This window comes from Burkholderia sp. L-4, from assembly GCF_056856535.1.
The window spans coordinates 732626-752040 of sequence record NZ_JBXEOX010000001.1 but is presented as its reverse complement, the minus strand read 5'-3'; the positions used below and the strand labels follow the sequence as shown (position 1 = coordinate 752040).

Annotated in this window: 18 protein-coding genes and 1 pseudogene; 12 read left to right on the top strand and 7 right to left on the bottom strand. The window is 68.9% G+C overall.

What is annotated here, in order from left to right; genetic code table 11:
• Position 1: 1 nt before the first annotated feature.
• The 4 genes from AC1VVG_RS03565 to AC1VVG_RS03550 all read right to left on the bottom strand — a co-directional run bounded on the left by AC1VVG_RS03565 (position 2) and on the right by AC1VVG_RS03550 (position 3243).
• Positions 2-1279, bottom strand: coding sequence for an MFS transporter (locus AC1VVG_RS03565; protein ID WP_482835254.1), 1278 nt, complete (start codon positions 1277-1279; stop codon positions 2-4).
• A 187-nt stretch (positions 1280-1466) separates the two neighbouring features.
• Positions 1467-2048: a YceI family protein gene (locus AC1VVG_RS03560; protein WP_034187441.1), complete on the bottom strand. Its 582-nt coding sequence runs from the start codon at positions 2046-2048 to the stop codon at positions 1467-1469.
• Between the two features lie 65 nt (positions 2049-2113).
• Positions 2114-2674 (bottom strand): YceI family protein, encoded by a 561-nt coding sequence (locus AC1VVG_RS03555; protein ID WP_034187440.1) that lies wholly within the window; start codon positions 2672-2674, stop codon positions 2114-2116.
• An 8-nt stretch (positions 2675-2682) separates the two neighbouring features.
• The gene (locus tag AC1VVG_RS03550) at positions 2683-3243 is read right to left on the bottom strand and encodes a cytochrome b (RefSeq protein ID WP_124607869.1); all 561 of its coding nucleotides are present in this window, start codon (positions 3241-3243) and stop codon (positions 2683-2685) included.
• 259 nt (positions 3244-3502) lie between these two features.
• On the opposite strand from AC1VVG_RS03550, the gene AC1VVG_RS03545 reads away from it, so the two are divergent.
• The 6 genes from AC1VVG_RS03545 to AC1VVG_RS03520 all read left to right on the top strand — a co-directional run bounded on the left by AC1VVG_RS03545 (position 3503) and on the right by AC1VVG_RS03520 (position 11156).
• Positions 3503-4168, top strand: a complete 666-nt coding sequence (locus AC1VVG_RS03545) for a paraquat-inducible protein A (protein WP_034187138.1) — start codon at positions 3503-3505, stop codon at positions 4166-4168.
• Positions 4165-4794, top strand: a complete 630-nt coding sequence (locus tag AC1VVG_RS03540) for a paraquat-inducible protein A (protein ID WP_049028430.1) — start codon at positions 4165-4167, stop codon at positions 4792-4794. The genes AC1VVG_RS03545 and AC1VVG_RS03540 overlap by 4 nt, the downstream gene beginning before the upstream one ends.
• Positions 4787-6406: a PqiB family protein gene (locus AC1VVG_RS03535; RefSeq protein WP_049028429.1), complete on the top strand. Its 1620-nt coding sequence runs from the start codon at positions 4787-4789 to the stop codon at positions 6404-6406. The genes AC1VVG_RS03540 and AC1VVG_RS03535 overlap by 8 nt, the downstream gene beginning before the upstream one ends.
• The gene (locus AC1VVG_RS03530; RefSeq protein ID WP_482835253.1) at positions 6403-7128 is read left to right on the top strand and encodes a PqiC family protein; all 726 of its coding nucleotides are present in this window, start codon (positions 6403-6405) and stop codon (positions 7126-7128) included. Before AC1VVG_RS03535 ends, AC1VVG_RS03530 begins: the two co-directional genes overlap by 4 nt.
• Before the next feature lie 455 nt (positions 7129-7583).
• On the top strand, positions 7584-9698 hold the full coding sequence (locus AC1VVG_RS03525; protein WP_034187134.1) for a site-specific recombinase: 2115 nt from the start codon (positions 7584-7586) through the stop codon (positions 9696-9698).
• Between the two features lie 153 nt (positions 9699-9851).
• The gene (locus AC1VVG_RS03520) at positions 9852-11156 is read left to right on the top strand and encodes a THUMP domain-containing class I SAM-dependent RNA methyltransferase (RefSeq protein WP_034187133.1); all 1305 of its coding nucleotides are present in this window, start codon (positions 9852-9854) and stop codon (positions 11154-11156) included.
• Between the two features lie 88 nt (positions 11157-11244).
• Here AC1VVG_RS03520 and AC1VVG_RS03515 read toward each other — a convergent pair.
• Positions 11245-11638 (bottom strand): annotated as a pseudogene (locus tag AC1VVG_RS03515) (SRPBCC domain-containing protein).
• Positions 11639-11768: 130 nt separating this feature from the next.
• Here AC1VVG_RS03515 and AC1VVG_RS03510 point away from each other — a divergent pair.
• Positions 11769-12173 (top strand): VOC family protein, encoded by a 405-nt coding sequence (locus tag AC1VVG_RS03510; RefSeq protein ID WP_034187132.1) that lies wholly within the window; start codon positions 11769-11771, stop codon positions 12171-12173.
• A 73-nt stretch (positions 12174-12246) separates the two neighbouring features.
• Positions 12247-12933, top strand: a complete 687-nt coding sequence (locus tag AC1VVG_RS03505) for a helix-turn-helix transcriptional regulator (protein ID WP_034187131.1) — start codon at positions 12247-12249, stop codon at positions 12931-12933.
• Positions 12934-13034: 101 nt separating this feature from the next.
• On the opposite strand, the gene AC1VVG_RS03500 is transcribed toward AC1VVG_RS03505, so the two are convergent.
• On the bottom strand, positions 13035-13958 hold the full coding sequence (locus tag AC1VVG_RS03500) for a carbon-nitrogen hydrolase family protein (RefSeq protein ID WP_482835252.1): 924 nt from the start codon (positions 13956-13958) through the stop codon (positions 13035-13037).
• Positions 13959-14038: 80 nt separating this feature from the next.
• Here AC1VVG_RS03500 and AC1VVG_RS03495 point away from each other — a divergent pair, with 80 nt between their 5' ends.
• The 4 genes from AC1VVG_RS03495 to AC1VVG_RS03480 all read left to right on the top strand — a co-directional run bounded on the left by AC1VVG_RS03495 (position 14039) and on the right by AC1VVG_RS03480 (position 18615).
• Complete coding sequence (locus tag AC1VVG_RS03495; protein WP_034187129.1) at positions 14039-14959, top strand: LysR family transcriptional regulator; 921 nt, start codon at positions 14039-14041, stop codon at positions 14957-14959.
• Between the two features lie 248 nt (positions 14960-15207).
• The gene (locus AC1VVG_RS03490) at positions 15208-15717 is read left to right on the top strand and encodes an NUDIX hydrolase (RefSeq protein ID WP_049030822.1); all 510 of its coding nucleotides are present in this window, start codon (positions 15208-15210) and stop codon (positions 15715-15717) included.
• Positions 15714-16877 (top strand): tRNA 2-thiouridine(34) synthase MnmA, encoded by a 1164-nt coding sequence (gene mnmA / locus AC1VVG_RS03485; protein ID WP_034187127.1) that lies wholly within the window; start codon positions 15714-15716, stop codon positions 16875-16877. Before AC1VVG_RS03490 ends, mnmA begins: the two co-directional genes overlap by 4 nt.
• A gap of 118 nt (positions 16878-16995) precedes the next feature.
• Positions 16996-18615: an FMN-binding glutamate synthase family protein gene (locus AC1VVG_RS03480; RefSeq protein ID WP_034187126.1), complete on the top strand. Its 1620-nt coding sequence runs from the start codon at positions 16996-16998 to the stop codon at positions 18613-18615.
• A 107-nt stretch (positions 18616-18722) separates the two neighbouring features.
• Here AC1VVG_RS03480 and AC1VVG_RS03475 read toward each other — a convergent pair whose 3' ends face one another.
• A complete protein-coding gene (locus AC1VVG_RS03475; RefSeq protein WP_034187125.1) occupies positions 18723-19337 on the bottom strand; it encodes a glutathione S-transferase family protein in 615 nt (204 codons plus the stop codon).
• Positions 19338-19415 lie beyond the last annotated feature (78 nt).

Sequence of the window (19415 nt, the reverse complement as noted above, 5' to 3'; positions counted from 1 at the left end):
GCTACCGGAAACCGAACCGTCGACGGAGCACGGCCAGCGCCGCGAGGCTCAGCACGGCCGCGAACATCAGGTAGAAACTGGGCGCGGTCTTCATCCCGGTCGCGCGGATCAGCCACGCGATGATGAACGGCCCGAAGCCGCCGAAGATCGTCACCGCGACGTTGTACGCGAGCGACATCCCGGTCGTGCGCGTCTGCACCGGAAACACCTCGGACAACAGGCCCGGCAGCGCCGCGAAGTAGCCCGTCATCAGGAACGCGAGCAGCACCTGCAGCGCGATCAGCGTGCCGAAGCCCGGATGCGCGACGAGGTACGCGAACGCCGGATAGATCAGCACGAGGATGCCGACGGCCGGCGCGATCATCACGCGCACGCGGCCGTATCGATCCGACCAGTGGCCGACGAGCGGCGCGAACGCCATCTGGATCACGCCGACGACGAGGATCGCCGCGAACGCGGCGGACGGCGCGAGGCCGAGCTGCTTCACGCCGTAGGTCGGCATGAACAGCACGAGATAGGTGGCGACGGTGCCGAGCACGACCACGCCCATCGCGGCAACCAGGCGCGCCTTGTGCGAGGCGAACGTGTCGCGCAGCGGGTTCGCGGTGCCTTCGGCCGCGAGAAATTCGGGCGTCTCGTCGACCTTCGTGCGGATGTAGTACGCGACGGGCCCGAGCAGCAGCCCGAAGAAGAACGGCACGCGCCAGCCCCACGACGCCATCTGCGCGGCCGAGAGCTGCGCATTCAGCACGGTGCCGAAGCCGGCGGCGAGCAGCGTCGTGAGCCCCTGGCTCGCGACCTGCCAGCTCGCGAAGAAGCCGCGCCGGCCAGGCACGTGTTCGGCGAGGAACGCGGTCGCGCTGCCGAACTCGCCGCCGGCCGAGAAGCCCTGCATCAACCGCGCGGCGACGAGGATCACCGGCGCGGCGACGCCGATCGTCTCGTAGGTCGGCAGCACCGCGATGATCAGCGTGCCGGCCATCATCAGCAGGATCGACAGCGTGAGCGCGGCCTTGCGGCCCGCGCGGTCGGCATACGCGCCGAGCACGATCGCGCCGAGCGGCCGCATGAAGAACGACACGCCGAACGTGCCGAGCGTGAGCAGCAGCGACACGGTGTCGTTGCCGGCCGGGAAGAACAGTTTCGCGAGCGTCACCGCGAAGAAGCCGTAGACGACGAGATCGAACCACTCGAGCGCATTGCCGATCGACGCGGCGACCACCGCGCGCCATACGCGCGGCGACGAGGCAATGGAACGGGACGGCGTGACGGCATGCATCGGCGATCTCCTTGTCGTTGTACGTTCTGTTCGAGGCAGCCGCTGTCGCGCCGTCGGCCTGCCCGGCGCCGCACGCGGCGCTCGGGCGATTATAGGCGCGCAAAAAAAACCGCCGCGCCCCCGGTAACGGGAGCGCGGCGGTCGGGCCCGCGGCAGGCCGGCACGGCGGCCGGCCTCGCCGGAAGCCTTACTGCTGCTTGACCGCTTCGGCCGTGATCAGCAGCTTCGTCTTCATCTTGAAGCCGTACTGCTTGCCGTAGTCGAGGCCGAAGTCGTCGCGGCTGAATTCGCCGACCGCGTCGACGCCGCACACTTCACGCTTGAGCATCGGGTGCGGCATGCACTTGAACGAGTCGATCTTCAGCGTGAGCGGCTTCGTGACGCCGTGCAGCGTCAGGTTGCCGACCACCGACACCGGCTTGTCGCCGTCGAACTTGATCGTGCCCTTGTAGTTCGCCTGCGGGAACTTCGCCACGTCGAAGAATTCGGCCGTCTGCAGGTGCTCGTCGAGCTTCGCGCTGCCCGTGTGGATCGACGCGATGTCGGTCGTCACGTCGACCGTACCGGTCTTCGCCGCGCGGTCGAGCGTCACGGTGCCGCTCGACTTGTCGAACTTGCCGCGCCAGACCGACAGGCCGCCGAAGTGGTCGGCCTCGAAGCTCGGGTACGTGTGGCTCGGGTCGAACTGGTACGTCGCGCTTTCGGCGAAGGCCGAGAACGACAGGGACGCGGCCAGCGCGCCCGCGGCGATGATCAGATGCTTTTTCAAACTCATTCTCCTTGGAACGGCGCCGCGCCCTCGCGCGGCATTCGGGTGAAGCGACAGCCCGCCGCTTACTTCGTGGCGACGAGATGGAACTTGATCTGCACTTCGTCGGCGACGATCGACGTGTCCTTCCACTCGCCGGTGCCGACGTTGAAGGCCGAACGCTTGATCGGCAGCACGCCGTCGAACGTCTGCGTCGCGCCGCTTTGCGCGACCGTGACGGGCACCGTGACGGTCTCGGACTTGCCCTTGATCGTCAGCTTGCCGGTCACGTTGTACTTGTTGCCGCCCGCCGGCGCGATCGCCGACGACACGAACGTCGCCTGCGGATACGCCTTCGCGTCGAACCAGTCCTTGCCGGCGACCTGGTCGTTGTACATCTTGTCGCCGAGGTCGAAGCTCGCGATGTCGATGGTCATTTGCGCGCTGCCCTGCGCGGCCTTCGCCGGATCGAACTTCACCTGCGCGGAAAACTTCTTGAACGCGCCTTCGGTCGGCACGTTCATCTGCTTCGACACGGCGGACACCTTGCTCTTCGCGAGATCGACATCGGCGTGCGCCGCGCCCGACGCGACAAGTGCCGCCGCGGCGAACGCGGTCAGCATGGAGCGGGAGAAAGACACTTTCATGGGATCCTTCATTTGGCAAAGGGAAGCATTCGCGACAGCAGGCCGTCGCGGTCCAACAACTGGTGCTTGAGCGCCGCGAGCACGTGCATCGCGACGAGTGCAAGCAGAATGTAATTCAAAGACACGTGCAGCGTCTTGAAGGTTTCCTTGAGCGCCGGATCGGGGTCGATCAGCCGCGGCAACGGCACGATGCCGAGATACACGACCGGGATGTTCGATGCCGAGCTGTACAGGTAGCCCGTCACCGGGATCACGATCATCAGCGCGTAGAGCAGCATGTGCACGCCGTGCGACGCCGCGCGCTGCCACGCGGGCGTATCGCCGGGCAGCGACGGCGGTAGGTGGGTCGCCCGCCACAGCACGCGGATCACCGCCAGCGCGAACACCGTCACGCCGATCCACTTGTGCCACGAGAAGTACTTCAGCTTCGTCGGCGTGAAGCCGGGGATGTCGGTCATCACCCAGCCGAGCGCGAAGCCGCAGACGATCAGCAGCGCGATCAGCCAGTGCAGCGCGATTGCGGTCTGCGTGTAGCGCACCGGCCGGGCCGGCAGCGAATTCGATGCCATCTTGGAGTTCCTCAGTTCAGCGAACGGCCGCGCCGGCCAGGAGTCCGACGCTTGTCAAGGGCGCCATGCTACCGCAACCTTTTGACGCGCGCGGACTCTGAGGACAGGCGTGCCAGCCGGCTGACGGCTTGCCGCCATGTTACCGATCGGTCACGACGCGCACGATCCTTGACACACCGAAAAAGGCCTTTTGGTAAGATTGGCGCGGGTTCCGGCCCCGTCGACGCGTTCCCCCAGCCGTCGCACAACTGCCTTTTCCATGCAACGAAACGACCTGATTGCCTGTCACGAGTGCGACGCACTGTTGCACAAACCACGCCTGAGCGGCCGCGAAATCGCGCGCTGTCCGCGCTGCGACGCGCTGCTGTACCGCAACAGCGCCGCGCAGATCGAGCGGATCTGCGCGCTCGCGCTCGCCGCCCTGATCACGTTCACGATCGCGCAGGCGTTCCCGATCCTCGAAATGGACGTGAACGGCAACCGCGTGCAGACCACGCTGATCGGCGCGATCGATTCGCTGTGGCACCAGGACATGGCGATCGTCGGCGTGATGGTGTTCTGCTCGACCGTGCTGTTCCCGCTCGTCGAGATGGCCGCGCTGCTGTACCTGCTGCTGCCGATCCGCCGCGGCGTCGTGCCGCCCGGTTTCAACCTGGTCCTGCGCGCGATCGAGCTCGTGCGGCCGTGGGGCATGATCGAGGTGTTCATGCTCGGCATTCTGGTCACGATCGTGAAGATGGTGAGCCTCGCGCGCGTCGTGCCCGACGCCGCGCTGTTCGCGTTCGCCGCACTCACGCTGATGATCGCGGTCGTGCTGATGTTCGATCCGCGCACGCTGTGGGACATCGCCGACGACCTGCGCGCCGGGCGCTCGCCCGGGCAACCCGACTCGGCCGCCCCGCTGCCGGAAGCCGCCCGCCGATGACGACACCGACCGCCGCACGCGAAGGCTACGCGAGCTGCCACACGTGCGGGCTCGTACAGACGCTCGACCGGCCGCACGCGCACTGCGCGCGCTGCGGCACCGCACTGCACTTCCGTACCCCGAACAGCATCATGCGCACCTGGGCGCTGCTGCTCGCGGCCGCGATCCTCTACATTCCCGCGAACCTGCTGCCGATCATGCGCACCGCGTCGATCGTCGGCTCGCAGGAAGACACGATCATGAGCGGCGTCATCTATTTCTGGGTGTCGGGCGACTGGCCGCTCGCCGTCGTCGTGTTCGTCGCGAGCATCCTCGTGCCGATGCTCAAGCTCGGCGTGCTGCTGATCCTCGTGATCAGCGCGCAGCGCCGCACCGCGTGGCGGCCGCAGCAGCGCACGCGGCTGTTCCGGATCGTCGAGCGCATCGGCCGCTGGTCGATGCTCGACATCTTCGTCGTGACGCTGACCGTCGCGCTTGTCCATTTCCGTTCGCTCGCCGTCATCACGGCCGGCCCCGGCGCGCTCGCGTTCGGTTCCGTCGTGATCCTGACGATGCTCGCGTCGATGCAGTTCGATCCCCGCCTGATCTGGGATCCAGTCGAAAACTCAGGGAATCACCATGAATAGTCCACAAGGCCCGCAGCACGACGCGCCCCGGCCGCCCGATCCGACGATCTCGACGAAAAGCGGCTGGCTGCCGTCGCTCGTCTGGCTCGTGCCGCTGATCGCCGCGCTGATCGGCATCGGCCTCGTGATCAAGTCCGTGCGCGAACGCGGCCCGGAAATCACGATCAGCTTCCACAGCGCCGAAGGGCTCGAGCCCGGCAAGACCCAGGTCAAGTACAAGGACGTCGAGATCGGCATGGTCAAGACGATCAAGCTGTCGAAGGACCTGTCGCGCGTGCTCGTCCAGGTGCAGCTGAAGAAGGAAGCCGAGGACTTCGCGGTCAAGGGCTCGCGCTTCTGGATCGTGCGGCCGCGCGTCGGCGCGACCGGCGTGTCGGGGCTCGGTACGCTGCTGTCCGGCGCGTACATCGGCGTCGACGCCGGCCACGGGCAGGATACGCTGACCGACTTCACGGGCCTCGAGACGCCGCCCGCCGTCACGGGCGACCAGAAAGGCACGCAGTACGTGCTGCGCGGCGATTCGCTCGGCTCGGTCGACATCGGCTCGCCGGTCTATTACCGCCGCGTGCAGGTCGGCCAGGTGGTCGGGTTCTCGCTCGACAAGGACGGCACGGGCGTCACGTTCAACGTGTTCGTCAATGCGCCGTACGACCAGTACGTCGGCGTCAACTCGCGCTGGTGGCAGGCGAGCGGCGTCGACCTGCGGCTCGATTCGAGCGGCCTGAAGCTGAACACGCAGTCGCTCGCGACGGTGATCCTCGGCGGCATCGCGTTCCAGACGCCGCCGAACCAGGGCAGCGGCGCGACGGCGCCGAACAACACGACGTTCCGCCTCGGCTCCGACGAAGGCGACGCGATGCGCGACCCGGACGGCCAGCCGCTGCAGGTCGTGATGAACTTCAACCAGTCGCTGCGCGGGCTCGCCGTCGGCGCGCCGGTCGACTTCCGCGGCATCGTGCTCGGCGAAGTGACGAACATCGGCATCGACTTCGATCCGAAGACGAAGAACTTCCTGATGCCGGTGACGATGAACGTGTATCCGGAACGCCTCGGCCGCCGCTTCCGCGAATCGATCGAGAGCAAGGGCGAACCGGCCCGCCGCGAGATCGTCGAGCGGCTCGTCCAGCACGGGCTGCGCGGCCAGCTGCGCACCGGCAACCTGCTGACGAGCCAGTTGTACGTCGCGCTCGACTTCTTCCCGAAGGCGCCGGTCGTGAAGATCGACACGGCACGCCAGCCGCTCGAGCTGCCGACCGTGCCGAATACGCTCGACGAACTGCAGCTGCAGGTCGCCGACATCGCGAAGAAGCTCGACAAGGTGCCGTTCGACCAGATCGGCGCGAACCTGAACAGCGCGCTGTCGAACGCCGACAAGCTGTTCAAGCAGCTCGACACGCAGGTCGCGCCGGAAGCGCGCGACACGCTGTCGGCCGCCAAGCAGACCTTCTCGACCGCCGAGGCGACGCTGCAGCAGGATTCGCCGCTGCAGTCCGACGTGCGCGGCGCGCTGAAGGAACTCACGCGCACGCTGCAATCGCTGAACGCGCTCGCCGACTATCTCGAGCGTCACCCCGAATCGCTGCTCAAGGGCAAGCCAGGAGACAAGCAATGACGACACGCGTGAACGGTTTCGCGCGCAGCGCGGCGGCGGCCCTCGCCGCCCTCGCGCTCGCCGCGTGCAGCTCGCCGCCCGCCCGGTTCTACACGCTCAGCCCGGCCGACGCCGCGGCGCCGCTGCGCACCGCGCCGGCCAACCCGGCGTTCCTGATCGAGGTGCCGTCCGTCGGCGTGCCCGAGCAGGTCGCGAAGAACCAGCTGGTCGTGCAGAAGAACGCCGCGCAGGTCGACGTGCTCGAGCAGGAGCGCTGGGCGTCGCCGCCCGCCGACGAGATCCGCCGCGCGCTGTCGGACGATCTCGCCGCGCAGCTCGGCACGATCGACGTCGCGAATTCCGCGACGCCGCCCGGTGTGCCCGTGTATCGCATCAGCGTGAACGTGCAGCGCTTCGAGTCGTGGCCGGGCAAGCGCGCGGCGGTCGACGCGGTGTGGAGCGTGCGCTCGCTCGCCACGCAGGCCGTGATGACGTGCCGCACGAGCGTCGCGGAACCGGTCGCCGACGGCTACGACGCGCTCGTCGCCGGCCACCGGCGCGCGCTCGACGTGATTGCGACGCAAGCCGCGGCCGGCGTACGCGCGATGGCCGCACGCCGCGGCACGGCGGCCGCGCCGGCGCCTGCGTCCGGCAGCAAGACGGCCGCCGCGCCGGTCGTGCCGTGCCCGGCCAACCCGACCTCGGGCGGCGACGCCGGCGCGACGGGCAAGTCCGGCGCCTGAGCGGGCGCCGCGCAGGCGAGCGTTCGATGCGACGCTGGCCCGCGCGGCGCATCCGATAGCGATCGCCGCCCGTTATCGGCCGGCATCACGCCGCCGCGACCGGCCCCGCGCATCGCGCCGAACCGCGAGTTTGCATTGTTTGTCAAATCGGCCGGAACCGGCGCCGGCCAACGCGGTCGGCTTGCGTTTTCCGGCCCGATTGACGATCCTACGCACTTTCCGGCTCGCGCCGTTCGTCGTGCGCGCCAGCCAGCGGCGCCGGGCCGCGTTCGGCCCGACCGCCGTGCCTCCCGGCGCCCGCACGCGATCGGCGTGCAGCGCAGCGGGGCAGCCGCATCGCGGGTTGCCGCGCATCGTCCGGCCACCGCCCCGTCTCACCCGTTCTCCCCGGCGCCGTGCCGCTTGCCCGGCCGGCATCCCGAACCCGCCCGTCCAGGGCTTTCGCTATTCCGTTTATGTTTCGTTCCCTGACGACCCTGATCAAGAAGTGGCGCGCGTCGCGCAATGCCGGTCACCAGCTCGATGCGCTGCTCGCGCACGCCGACGCCGATGCATCGTATGCCGAGCGCAGCGAATGGCTGATCGAGCTCGCGCACTGGCTGCGCCGCAACGGCACGATGCAGGAGACCCCGGCCGAGCGCGACGCCGACACGCGCGCGTATCCGGCCCATGCGCGGCTGCGCTACCTGTTCCACGTGCTCGATCGCAACCCCGCCTGGAAAGCGCACGCCGCGCGCATCCTGCGCGGCATCCTGCGCGAATGCGACGGCATCTCGCTGCTGTGCGACGCCGGCATGCCCGTGCACTCGGGCTTCTTCGGCGCGCTGTTCGAGCGGATCGACTCGTCGCTGATCCCGCCCGCGCCGAACCGCCGCGAGCTGTCGGCGCTGTTCACGCTGATGTTCCCGGCACCGGAGGACGCGAAATGGATCGACGCCCTGCCCGACGACCTGCTCGCGCGCCTCGCCGAGCTGATCTCGTTCGACGTCACCGAGGAGGAACGCCACGAGCCCGGCTCGTTCTCGCGCGACCTGCTGGCCGCGCTGCATAACCTGACCTGCCAGATCAGCTCGACCGGCCTGTCGCAGACGGTGCGCAGCCGGCTGTCCGACGACGATGCGCGCAAGCCGCTCGAATCGCAGCCGTTCTACCGCCTCACGCGCGCGATGCTCGCGGTCGAGACCGCGCACGCGGCCGTCGAGGACGGCGGCGACCCGAGCAAGCTGCTGCACGAGGTGAACTACCTGCGCGTGCTGCTCGACGAATGCCGGATCGCCGTCGACGACGTGTTCTCGCACCTGTACCGCAACGGCGTGTCGGTCGACATCGTGTTCCAGGTCGAGCGGATGCGCATGCGCATCCTGCGCGCGGAAACGCTGCTGAACGCGTGGATGGCCCGCGACGACCTGCACGGAATGGCCCGCCTGACGGCCGAGCTGGTCGACGCGAACCAGAACAGCCAGAGCGTCACGCACCTCGTGCGCAGCAACTTCTCGCTGTTCGCGCGCAAGCTCGTCGAGACCAACGCGGACACGGGCGAGCACTACATCTCGCGCGGCCGCGCCGAATACCTGAAGATGCTGCGGATGGCCGCGGGCGGCGGCCTCGTCACCGTCGTGACCGTGTGCGTGAAGTTCGCGATCACGGGCGCGCACCTGCAGTCGATGCTCGAAGGGCTGCTCGCGGGCATCAACTACGCGGCCAGCTTCATGCTGATGCACTTCCTGCACTTCACGCTCGCGACCAAGCAGCCCGCGATGACCGCGCCGACGCTGGCGCGCGAACTCGACGACACCGGCCACGACGAAGGCGTGAAGGCGTTCGTGTCGTCGGTGATCGCACTGATCCGCACGCAGGCGGCCGCGATTTCCGGCAACGTGCTCGTCGTGCTGCCCGTCTGCCTGCTCGTGCAGCTGTTCGCGGGCAACGTGCTGCACACGAACGTGATCTCGCCGGAGAAGGCGCATGCGACGCTGCACTCGTTCTCGCTGCTCGGCCCGACGCCGTTCTACGCGGCGCTCACGGGCGTCCTGCTGTGGGCGTCGAGCCTGCTCGCGGGCTGGGCCGACAACTGGTTCGTGCTGCACCGCGTCGGCGACGCGCTCACCTACAACCGCCGGCTGCGCCTCACGCTCGGCGCGGCCGGTGCCGCGAAGCTCGCGCATTTCTGCCGGTCGAACGTCGCCGGCGTGGTCGCGAACGTCGGCCTCGGCCTGATGCTCGGCCTGATCCCGGCGATCGTCAGCGTGTTCATGTTCCCGTTCGAGGTGCGTCACGTGACGCTGTCGGCCGGCTCGATCGGGGTCGCGCTCGGCGTGCTGGGCAAGAGTGCGCTGAGCACGCCCGAACTGTGGTGGGCCGCCGCCGGCGTGCTCAGCATGGCGATCCTCAACGTGCTCGTGAGCTTCGCGCTCGCGTTCACGATGGCCGTGCGCTCGCGCAGCCTGCGCCCGACCAAGGTGCGCGCGCTCGTCGCCGCGATCGTCCGCACGGTGCTGTCGAATCCGCTCGCGCTGTTCTGGCCGGCCGGCGGCCAGGCCGCGCGCGCCGGCCACACGGGCTCGCACTGACCCACTGAACCCGCGGCGGGCGCGTCAGGCCGCGCCGCACCGGTCTCCCGGTGCGCGCCCGCGGCCGTCGCGCGGGCGGTGCGGCGCCGAAACGCCGGCCCCGGCCGCCCGCGCCGCGTACAATAGTGGACTTTTGCACGTCCTCACCGCCTTATGTCCTCGCCCACCCTGTTTGAATTCTTCGCCCCCTGCCCGCGCGGCCTCGAAGCGGCGCTTGCCGCCGAGCTGGCCGAAATCGCCGGCCGCCACCTGAACGGCGCGCCGTTCACCGCGGGCGCGCAGGTGCCGGGCGGCGTCCATTTCAGCGGCGGCTGGGCCGCCGGCATGGCCGCGAACCTCCATTCGCGGATCGCGAGCCGGATCCTGCTGAAGATCGCGCACCGCGCGTACCGCAACGAGCAGGACGTCTATGCGCTCGCGCTCGAGCAGCCGTGGGAGCGCTGGTTCGCCGCCACGCAGACGCTGCGCGTCGACATCACCGCGATCAAGTCGCCGCTGAAGAGCCTCGAGTTCGCGACGCTGCGCGTGAAGGACGCGATCTGCGACCGGATGCGCGACAAGACCGGCGCGCGCCCGAGCATCGACACCGGTGCGCCGGACGTGCGCGTGTTCGCGTTCCTGACGGCCAACGAATGCACGCTGTACCTCGACACGTCGGGCGAGCCGCTGTTCAAGCGCGGCTGGCGCCTCGACAAGGGCGCGGCACCGCTGCGCGAGAACCTCGCGGCCGGCATCCTGCGCCTGACGGGCTGGACGCCCGGCACCGCGCTGTACGACCCGATGTGCGGCAGCGGCACGTTCCTCGCGGAAGCCGCGCAGATCGCGCTCGGCGTCGCGCCCGGCGTCGAACGCCGGTTCGGCTTCGAAAAGCTCAAGCAGTACGACATCACCGCGTGGCAGGGCCTGAAGGTCCCGGCGCTGGACGCGAAGCGCGCGGCGCGCGGCAAGCGCAACGAAGCGCTCGGCGTGTACGGCAGCGACATCTCCGGCGACATGCTCGAGAAGGCGCGCGCGAACCTCGAGCGCGCGGGCGTGCCGTCGGTGTGGCTCAAGCAGGTCGACGCGCGCGGGATGACGCCGCCGTGCGACGCGCCGGGCATCATCCTCGCGAACCCGCCGTACGGCGAGCGGATCGAAGTGCGCGGCCGCAGCGCGCGCGGCGAGGTGCGCGAAACCGGCCGCAACCGCGGCAACGACGATGCGTTCCGACGCACGCACACCGACGCACCGGACAGCGAGTTCTTCAACGTGCTGGGCGATGCGCTGAAGCAGCGCTTCACGGGCTGGCAGGCGTTCCTGCTGACATCCGACCGTTCGCTGCCGGGCCAGCTGCGGCTGCGCGAATCGGCAAAGACCCCGCTGTTCAACGGCGCGCTCGAATGCCGGCTGTTCCGCTTCGACCTGATCGCCGGCAGCGTGAAGGCGCGTCCGGCCGCGCCGGAAGGCGGCGACGCGTAATCCGCGTCCATCGGGGCCGCCCGTGCGGCCGCCGCGGCACCGACAAACGCCGCCGTTACCGCACCCGCGGCAACGGCGGCGTTTCGTTTCAGCGCTTCGACTCCGACCCGCGCGCCATCCTGAATGGCAGTGCACGCCCGGTCTCGAGCAGCGTCTTCAGGCTCGACAGCACGACCGGCCAGCCGCCGCGAATCCCGCGATCCCTCTCCGAACCGGGCACGAGCCCGTCGTGCGTGACGATCCGCTTCACGACGCCGGCCTGCGGCTCGACGAGGTAGATCACGCGCGATTCTTCACCCTCCCCCCGACGGCGTGCGCCATGTGACGACCAGCCGGCGCGGCGGACCGTTCTCGATTACCTCGCCGACGATGTCGACCCGCGACGGATCGTCGTCGTCCTGACGTTCCCAGCGCGAGCCCGGCCGCCAACAAAACGAGGTCCATGCCGCTCCCGGGTCAATGGCGTCGTTGCGCAACCCCATGGTTGCATGTCAAGGGTGACAACTCTACTGACAATACGGTGTCAGCAGCCCGCGCTCACACTTCAATCCCGGCGCAATGCAGGCTGGTTTCCACACCGAACCCGAATAACAACGCAACAAGGAGCTCGTCATGACGTCCGCAACGGCCACCGCCACCCTGGAACGCGCAATCGCGTGGTTCGACATCCCGTCCCTCGATTTCGAACGGGCGATCCGCTTTTACGAAACCGTGCTGCAAACCACGTTGCAGCGCGCGATCATCGGCGGCGTGCCGATGGCCACGTTCGATCACGAAGCGTCGAGCACCGGCGGCAGCATCGTGTTCGATCCGCAGCAGATCAAGCCGAGCGCGAACGGCGTGCTCGTCTACCTGAACGCCGGCGAATCGGTCGTCGCGGCGCTCGAACGCGCGAAGCGCGCGGGCGGCGTCGTGCAGGGCTCGGTCGTCGAGCTGCCGAACAACTACGGCTACGTCGGCTACCTGATCGACACCGAAGGCAACCGCGTCGGCCTGCACGCGCCGAAATGCCACTGAGCGCACCGGCCGGCGGCCCGGCGCGGCGCTATCATCGCGAAATCCCCGTAGCCAGAGGAATCGAGGTGCTGTCATGACCCGCCGTGCCGACCGCCTGTTCCAGATCGCCGAGCTGTTGCGCGGGCGTCGTCTCACGACCGCGCAACAGCTGGCCGACTGGCTGTCGGTGTCGCCGCGCACGGTCTATCGCGACGTGCGCGACCTGCAACTGTCGGGGGTGCCGATCGAAGGCGAGGCCGGCATCGGCTACCGGCTGAACCGCAACGCGAGCCTGCCGCCGCTCACGTTCACGGCCGAGGAGCTGGCGGCGCTCGCCACCGGCGCGCGGATGCTCGAAACCTGGGGCGGCGCGCGTTTCGCGAGCGGCGCGCGCTCGGCGCTCGCGAAGATCGCGTCGGCGATGCCGGCCGACAAGCGCACGGCGCTCGACCGCCTGCCGGTGTTCGCGCCGTCGTTCCACATCGACGAGACGTTCTGCGCCAAGGTCGACGCGATCCACCAGGCCATCGACACGCGCCACGTCGTCGGTTTCGACTATCGCGACCGGCTCGGCGCGCATTCGCAACGCCGCGTCTGGCCGCTCGGGCTCGTGTACTGGGGCGGGCGCTGGACGATCGGCGCGTGGTGCGAGCTGCGCGGCGATTTCCGCACCTTCGACATCGCGCGCATGGGCGACATCACCGTGCACGAGCAGTTTCCGGACATGGAAGGGCGGCGGATCGCCGACTACATGCGGATCGCGGAAGCGCCGATGCGCTGACGCGGCACGGCAGCGGGCGTCCACCGCGCAAGGGGCGCACGCCGCCGCCCGCGTTTCCCGGGCGCCATCCGGCGCCCGGTCCGGCCTTCATTACTCGCCGATTAGCCGCCGAACACCACCGGCCGCTTCGGCCGCTCGTCCACGTGCAGCGAAAACACGTCCGCCCGCGCGTAGTGGCCGACGACGTCGAAGTCGTAACGCGCCCGCACGAGTTCGTCGGTATCGATACGCGCGGTCACGAGCCCGGCCTCGCCGATCAGCGGCTCGGTCAGCAGGTCGCCGAGCGGCCCGACGATCACGCTGCCGCCGCGGATCAGCGGCCGCTCGGGATCCCAGCCCGGCACGTCGATACCGAGCGAGCGCGGCGACGGCTGCACCTGGCACGCGCTCACGACGAAGCAGCGCCCTTCGTGCGCGATGTGCCGCATCGAGTTCTGCCACAGATCGCGCTCGTCGACGGTCGGCGCACACCAGATCTGCACGCCTTTCGCGTACATCGCGCAGCGCAGCAGCGGCATGTGGTTCTCCCAGCAGATCGCCGCGCCCGCGCGGCCGGCTGCCGTCTCGACGACGGGCAGCGTCGAGCCGTCGCCCTGCCCCCAGATCAGCCGTTCGGTGCCGGTCGGCATCAACTTGCGGTGTTTCGCGACGAGCCCGTCGCGCGGATCGAAGAACAGCGCCGTGCAGTACAGCGTGCCGCCGCCGCGCTCGATCACGCCGACCACGAGGCTCGCGCCCGTGCGCTGCGACAGCGCGGCCAGCTCGTCGGTTTCCGGACCCGGCACGTCGATCGCCTGCGCGGCGTAGCGCGCATACGCGTCGCGGCCCTCGGGCAGCCGGTAGCCGAGGCGCGTGCCGAAGATCTCGCCTTTCGGATAACCGCCGAGCACGGCCTCGGGCAGCACGACGAGCGACGCGCCGCTGTCGCGGATCGCGGTTTCGTAGCCGAGGATCGTGTCGAGCGTGGCGCGCGTGCCGGCGGGCGATGCGCCGATCTGCAGCGCGGCGATGACTGACGTGGACATGAAGGCGTCTCCGGTGAATGAGGTGACGCCATCTTTATCGATATCATTTCATCGATCAAATCGATACAACGATAACTGACATGAATGCAGATGATATCGCCGGCCTCGACCTGAACCTGCTGAAGGTGTTCGAGGCGCTGTACGAGGAAGGCGGCGCGAGCCGTGCGGCGCTGCGGCTCGACCTCACGCAGTCGGCCGTCAGCGCGGCGCTTGCGCGGCTGCGCGTGATCTACGCCGATCCGCTGTTCGTGCGCACCGGCCGCGGGCTCGCGCCGACGCCGCGCGCGGACGAACTGAAGCCGATCCTGTCCGACGCGCTCGACCGCTGCCGCGAAAGCCTCGCGATCGCGGCCGACAGCGGCGACCGCGTCGGCCGCACGATCTCGGTCGGGCTGTCGGACGACTTCGAGATCGCGCTCGGCCGCGCGTTGATCGATGCGGTCGCGCGGGAAGCCGCGGGCATCCGGCTGATCTTCCGGCAGACCCACAGCGGCATCGCCGGCGACGCGCTGCTGCGGCACGGCGTCGATCTCGCGATCGCGTCGGGCGGGTTCTCGGCGAACGGGCTGAGCCGGCGTGCGGTCGCGACGGGCGGGTACGCCTGCCTGATCGATCCGGCCGCCCGCGCGCAGCCGCCGCGCGCGCTGACGCTCGCCGATTTCCTGCGGCGCGACCACCTGCTCGTGTCGTCGGGCGGCGTGATCGGGATCGTCGACGAGGCGCTGGCCGCGCTCGGCCACAAGCGGCGCGTCGCGGCGTCGACCACGCATTTCGCCGCGTTGCCGTACCTGCTCGCCGGCTCCGACGCGGTCGCGACGATTCCCGCGCACGCGGCGCGCGCGATCGCCCATTCCACGCCGCTGCGCGCGCTTGCCTGCCCGGTCGACCTGCCGCGCTATCCGGTCGAAATCGGCTGGCGCACGAGCACGCAGCGCGACCCGGCGATCGTGCGCGTCCGCGACACGATCGCCGCGTGCGTCACGCGCCTCGTCGCGCCGTGAATGCACGTGCGTCGGGATTGCCGGCCGCGCCGCCGGCGCGTGCCGCACACCACCCGCAACCGCGCTGGCGCCGCTTTCCACCCGGGACGACGGCCGTGCCCGCACCTTCCGCACGATCGATCGCGCACGGCCGCGGCGCCCGCCGGCACCGCATCGCCCCCCGACGGCAAGACGCGCGGCTTACGGGGTCGGATTCGCCAGACCAGACGGCCGGCAGCGTTCGGGCGCAACCGGTAAAATGCCGATCCATGAAACCCGAAATCTGGACCCCGCATGTGACGGTCGCCGCGCTCGTCGAGCACGCCGGCCGCTTTCTCGTGATCGAGGAAGAAACCTCGACGGGCCTGCGCATCAACCAGCCGGCAGGCCATCTCGAGGCCGGCGAAACGCTGGCCGACGCCGTGATCCGCGAAACGCTCGAGGAAACCGCGCACCCGTTCACGCCCGACGCGCTCGTCGGCGTCTATCTCGCGCACTACGACCGCCCCGGCACCGCCGGCGCGACCTACCTGCGCTTCACGTTCTGCGGCACGGCCGGCGAACCGGTCGCGGGCCACGTGCTCGACGACGGCATCGTCCGCACGCTGTGGATGACGGCCGACGAACTGCGCGCGTGCAGCGAGCGTCACCGCTCGCCCGCCGTGATGCGCTGCGTCGACGACTATCTCGCCGGGCGGCGCATTCCGCTCGATTTCGTGCACACGCATTCGGTCGCGCCGCGCCCCGAAGCATTCGAACGTCAGGCGGTCAACAAATGAGCAAGCGCCGTGTAGTAGTGGGCATGTCGGGCGGCGTCGATTCGTCGGTGACCGCGTGGCTGCTGAAGGAACAGGGCTACGACGTGGTCGGCCTGTTCATGAAGAACTGGGAAGACGACGACGACGGCGAATACTGCTCGACGCGCCAGGACTGGATCGACGTCGTGTCGGTGGCCGATCTGATCGGCATCGACGTGGAGGCCGTCAACTTCGCCGCCGAATACAAGGACCGCGTGTTCGCCGAGTTCCTGCGCGAATACTCGGCCGGCCGCACGCCGAACCCCGACGTGCTGTGCAACGCCGAGATCAAGTTCAAGGCGTTCCTCGACCACGCGATGTCGCTCGACGCGGAAATGATCGCGACCGGCCACTATGCGCGCGTGCGCGAGCGCGACGGACGCTTCGAACTGCTGAAGGCCTTCGATCATACGAAGGACCAGTCGTACTTCCTGCACCGGCTGAACCAGGCGCAACTGTCGAAGACGATGTTCCCGCTCGGCGAGATCCCGAAGACGAAAGTGCGCGAGATCGCCGCGCAGATCGGGCTGCCGAACGCGAAGAAGAAGGATTCGACCGGCATCTGCTTCATCGGCGAACGGCCGTTCCGCGATTTCCTGAACCGCTACCTGCCGACGAAGCCCGGCCCGATGAAGACGCCCGACGGCAAGGTGGTCGGCGAGCACATCGGCCTCGCGTTCTACACGTTCGGCCAGCGCAAGGGCATCGGCCTGGGCGGCAGCAAGAGCGGCAGCGGCGAACCGTGGTTCGTCGCCGCGAAGGACATCGCGTCGAACACGCTGTACGTCGTGCAGGGCCACGATCATCCGTGGCTGCTGTCGCGCCAGCTCGTCGCCGGCAACGTGAGCTGGGTCGCCGGCGAGCCGCCGGCCGACGGCTTCGCGTGCGGCGCGAAAACGCGCTACCGGCAGGCCGACGCCGCCTGCGCGTTCGGCGCGGCCGCGCCCGGCCCGGCAGGCGAAGCGCGCTTCTCGCTCGCGTTCGACGACGCGCAGTGGGCCGTCACGCCCGGCCAGTCGGCCGTGCTGTACGACGGCGAGATCTGCCTCGGCGGCGGCATCATCGAGCTCGCGGCAACCGACGCGCCCGGTCGGGCCGCACCGGCGGAAGGCCACGCACCGGCGCTCGCCGACGCACGCTGACACGTATTCGGTTTAGACTTGCGGCACGCCGCGCCCGGCGGAACACGATTCCGCCGCGGCCGGCGCGCCGCCGCGCAGCGCACGCATGGCGGCATTTCAAGATTCTTATGGAGTCCCCATGCTTTCACGACGCTATCTGGCGATGTGGTGTGCCGTCCTGTTGCTCGTCGCGGCGGCCGCGCTCGCGTCGGCCCACGTGCTGTCCTGGTTGTGGATCATCATCCCCGTCGCCCTCGTCGCGCTCGGCCTGTACGACCTGAAGCAGGACCGTCACGCGATCCTGCGCAACTACCCGCTCTGGGGCCACTTCCGCTTCCTGTTCGAATTCATCCGACCTGAAATCCGCCAGTACTTCGTCGAGGACGACACCGACGAGAAACCGTTCTCGCGTGCGCAGCGCAGCCTCGTGTACCAGCGCGCGAAGAACGTCGCCGACAACCGCCCGTACGGCACCGAGCTGAACGTGAAGGCCGTCGCGCACGAATGGATCAGCCACTCGCTCGCGCCGACGAAACTGCCGAACCACGATTTCCGCATCCGCGTCGGCGCGAATCGCGCGCAACCGTACGACATTTCGATCTTCAACATCTCGGCGATGAGCTTCGGCTCGCTGTCCGCGAACGCGATCCGCTCGCTGAACCTCGGCGCGAAGAAAGGCGGGTTCGCGCACGATACCGGCGAAGGTTCGCTGTCCAAGTACCACCGCGAGAACGGCGGCGACATCATCTGGGAAATCGCGTCCGGCTATTTCGGCTGCCGCAACGAAGACGGCACGTTCAACCCCGACAAGTTCGCGAAGCAGGCCGCCGATCCGCAGGTCAAGATGATCGAGGTGAAGCTGTCGCAGGGCGCGAAGCCCGGCCACGGCGGCGTGCTGCCGGCCGCGAAGATCACGCCGGAAATCGCCGAGACGCGCGGCGTGCCGATGGGCAAGGACTGCATCTCGCCCGCGACGCACTCGGAGTTCTCCACGCCGCGCGGGCTGCTCGAATTCGTCGAACGGCTGCGCACGCTGTCGGGCGGCAAGCCGACCGGCTTCAAGCTGTGCATCGGCCATCCGTGGGAATTCTTCGGCATCGCGAAGGCGATGATCGAGACCGGCATCGTGCCCGACTTCATCGTCGTCGACGGCGCGGAAGGCGGCACCGGCGCGGCGCCGCTCGAATTCACCGACCACGTCGGCGTGCCGCTGCAGGAAGGGCTGCTGCTCGTGCACAACACGCTCGTCGGGATCGGCGTGCGCGACCGCGTGAAGATCGGCGCGAGCGGCAAGATCATCACCGCGTTCGACATCGCCCGCACGCTCGCGATCGGCGCGGACTGGGTGAACTCGGCGCGCGGCTTCATGTTCGCGGTCGGCTGTATCCAGGCGCAGCACTGCCACACCGACCGTTGCCCGACCGGCGTCGCGACGCAGGACCCGGTGCGCCAGCGCGCGCTCGTCGTGCCCGACAAGGCCGAGCGCGTGTACAACTTCCACCGCAATACGCTGCATGCGCTGCAGGAACTCGTGCAGGCGGCCGGCCTCGGCCATCCGTCCGAGCTGCGCGCGCATCACATCGTGCAGCGGGTCGCGCCGCACGAGGTGCGGCTGATGTCGCAGTTGCTGAAGTACCTGAAGCCCGGCGCGCTGCTCGACGGCCGGACCTGCGGCTTCACGCTGTACGACAAGTGGTGGCCGATCGCGCGCAGCGATTCGTTCACGCTCGGCGAGGCCGTGTACGCGTCGATCGAGTGACGCGCGCGGCCGCCCCGTTCCGCCGGCGGCCCCCGCGGCAAAAAGAAAAGCGCCCCGCGGGGCGCTTTTCTTTTGTCTGCCGAATGCGTGAATGCGTGGCCGGCCGCTCAGCTCTGCGGCAGCGTATCGGCGAACGATTGCCGCTGCTGCAGCTTCACGAAATGCTTGTCGAGGTTCGGGTGGCGATCGCGCCAGTTGAGCTCGGGCATCCGGAAATCGAGGTAGCCGAGCGCGCAGCCGAGTGCGATGTCGGCCAGCGTGTAATGATTGCCGACGCACCAGGTCTTGCCGCCGAGGCCCTGCGACATCGCGACGAGACCGTCGTCGATCTTGCGCTGCTGGCGGGCGATCCAGCTCGCGCTGCGCTGCGCCTCGTCGCGCATCGTGTGTTCGACGCGAATCGCGACCGCCGCGTCGAGCACGCCGTCGCCCAGCGCTTCCCAGCAGCGCACCTCGACGCGCTCGCGGCCCGACGGCGGAATCAGCTTGCCGACCGGCGACAGCGTGTCGACGTATTCGCAGATCACGCGGGAATCGAACACCGCGGCACCATCCTCCATCACGAGGCACGGCACCTTGCCGAGCGGGTTCGATGCATGAATATTCGTGTCCGGCGCCCACACGTTCTCGAGCTCCAGCTTGTAGTCGATCTTCTTTTCAGCGAGCACGATCCGCGCCTTGCGGACGTACGGGCTGCCGAGCGAACCGATTAATTTCATCATCTGCCTTTTTTGGGGAACCGCCGAGAGTATACGTTGTCGCCGATCATAACCGGCCGGCGCGGCCGGGTAGAAAATCGC

What these genes read in the sequence shown, in the direction of transcription:
- AC1VVG_RS03520 (WP_034187133.1), top strand. Translation starts at nt 9,852, where the DNA reads ATGTCCTCGCCCACCCTGTTTGAATTCTTCGCCCCCTGCCCGCGCGGC.
- AC1VVG_RS03530 (WP_482835253.1), top strand. Translation starts at nt 6,403, where the DNA reads ATGACGACACGCGTGAACGGTTTCGCGCGCAGCGCGGCGGCGGCCCTC.
- AC1VVG_RS03545 (WP_034187138.1), top strand. Translation starts at nt 3,503, where the DNA reads ATGCAACGAAACGACCTGATTGCCTGTCACGAGTGCGACGCACTGTTG.
- AC1VVG_RS03565 (WP_482835254.1), bottom strand. Translation starts at nt 1,279, where the DNA reads ATGCATGCCGTCACGCCGTCCCGTTCCATTGCCTCGTCGCCGCGCGTA.
- AC1VVG_RS03540 (WP_049028430.1), top strand. Translation starts at nt 4,165, where the DNA reads ATGACGACACCGACCGCCGCACGCGAAGGCTACGCGAGCTGCCACACG.
- AC1VVG_RS03555 (WP_034187440.1), bottom strand. Translation starts at nt 2,674, where the DNA reads ATGAAAGTGTCTTTCTCCCGCTCCATGCTGACCGCGTTCGCCGCGGCG.
- AC1VVG_RS03475 (WP_034187125.1), bottom strand. Translation starts at nt 19,337, where the DNA reads ATGATGAAATTAATCGGTTCGCTCGGCAGCCCGTACGTCCGCAAGGCG.
- AC1VVG_RS03510 (WP_034187132.1), top strand. Translation starts at nt 11,769, where the DNA reads ATGACGTCCGCAACGGCCACCGCCACCCTGGAACGCGCAATCGCGTGG.
- AC1VVG_RS03500 (WP_482835252.1), bottom strand. Translation starts at nt 13,958, where the DNA reads ATGTCCACGTCAGTCATCGCCGCGCTGCAGATCGGCGCATCGCCCGCC.
- AC1VVG_RS03480 (WP_034187126.1), top strand. Translation starts at nt 16,996, where the DNA reads ATGCTTTCACGACGCTATCTGGCGATGTGGTGTGCCGTCCTGTTGCTC.
- mnmA (WP_034187127.1), top strand. Translation starts at nt 15,714, where the DNA reads ATGAGCAAGCGCCGTGTAGTAGTGGGCATGTCGGGCGGCGTCGATTCG.
- AC1VVG_RS03490 (WP_049030822.1), top strand. Translation starts at nt 15,208, where the DNA reads ATGAAACCCGAAATCTGGACCCCGCATGTGACGGTCGCCGCGCTCGTC.
- AC1VVG_RS03525 (WP_034187134.1), top strand. Translation starts at nt 7,584, where the DNA reads ATGTTTCGTTCCCTGACGACCCTGATCAAGAAGTGGCGCGCGTCGCGC.
- AC1VVG_RS03505 (WP_034187131.1), top strand. Translation starts at nt 12,247, where the DNA reads ATGACCCGCCGTGCCGACCGCCTGTTCCAGATCGCCGAGCTGTTGCGC.
- AC1VVG_RS03550 (WP_124607869.1), bottom strand. Translation starts at nt 3,243, where the DNA reads ATGGCATCGAATTCGCTGCCGGCCCGGCCGGTGCGCTACACGCAGACC.
- AC1VVG_RS03535 (WP_049028429.1), top strand. Translation starts at nt 4,787, where the DNA reads ATGAATAGTCCACAAGGCCCGCAGCACGACGCGCCCCGGCCGCCCGAT.
- AC1VVG_RS03495 (WP_034187129.1), top strand. Translation starts at nt 14,039, where the DNA reads ATGAATGCAGATGATATCGCCGGCCTCGACCTGAACCTGCTGAAGGTG.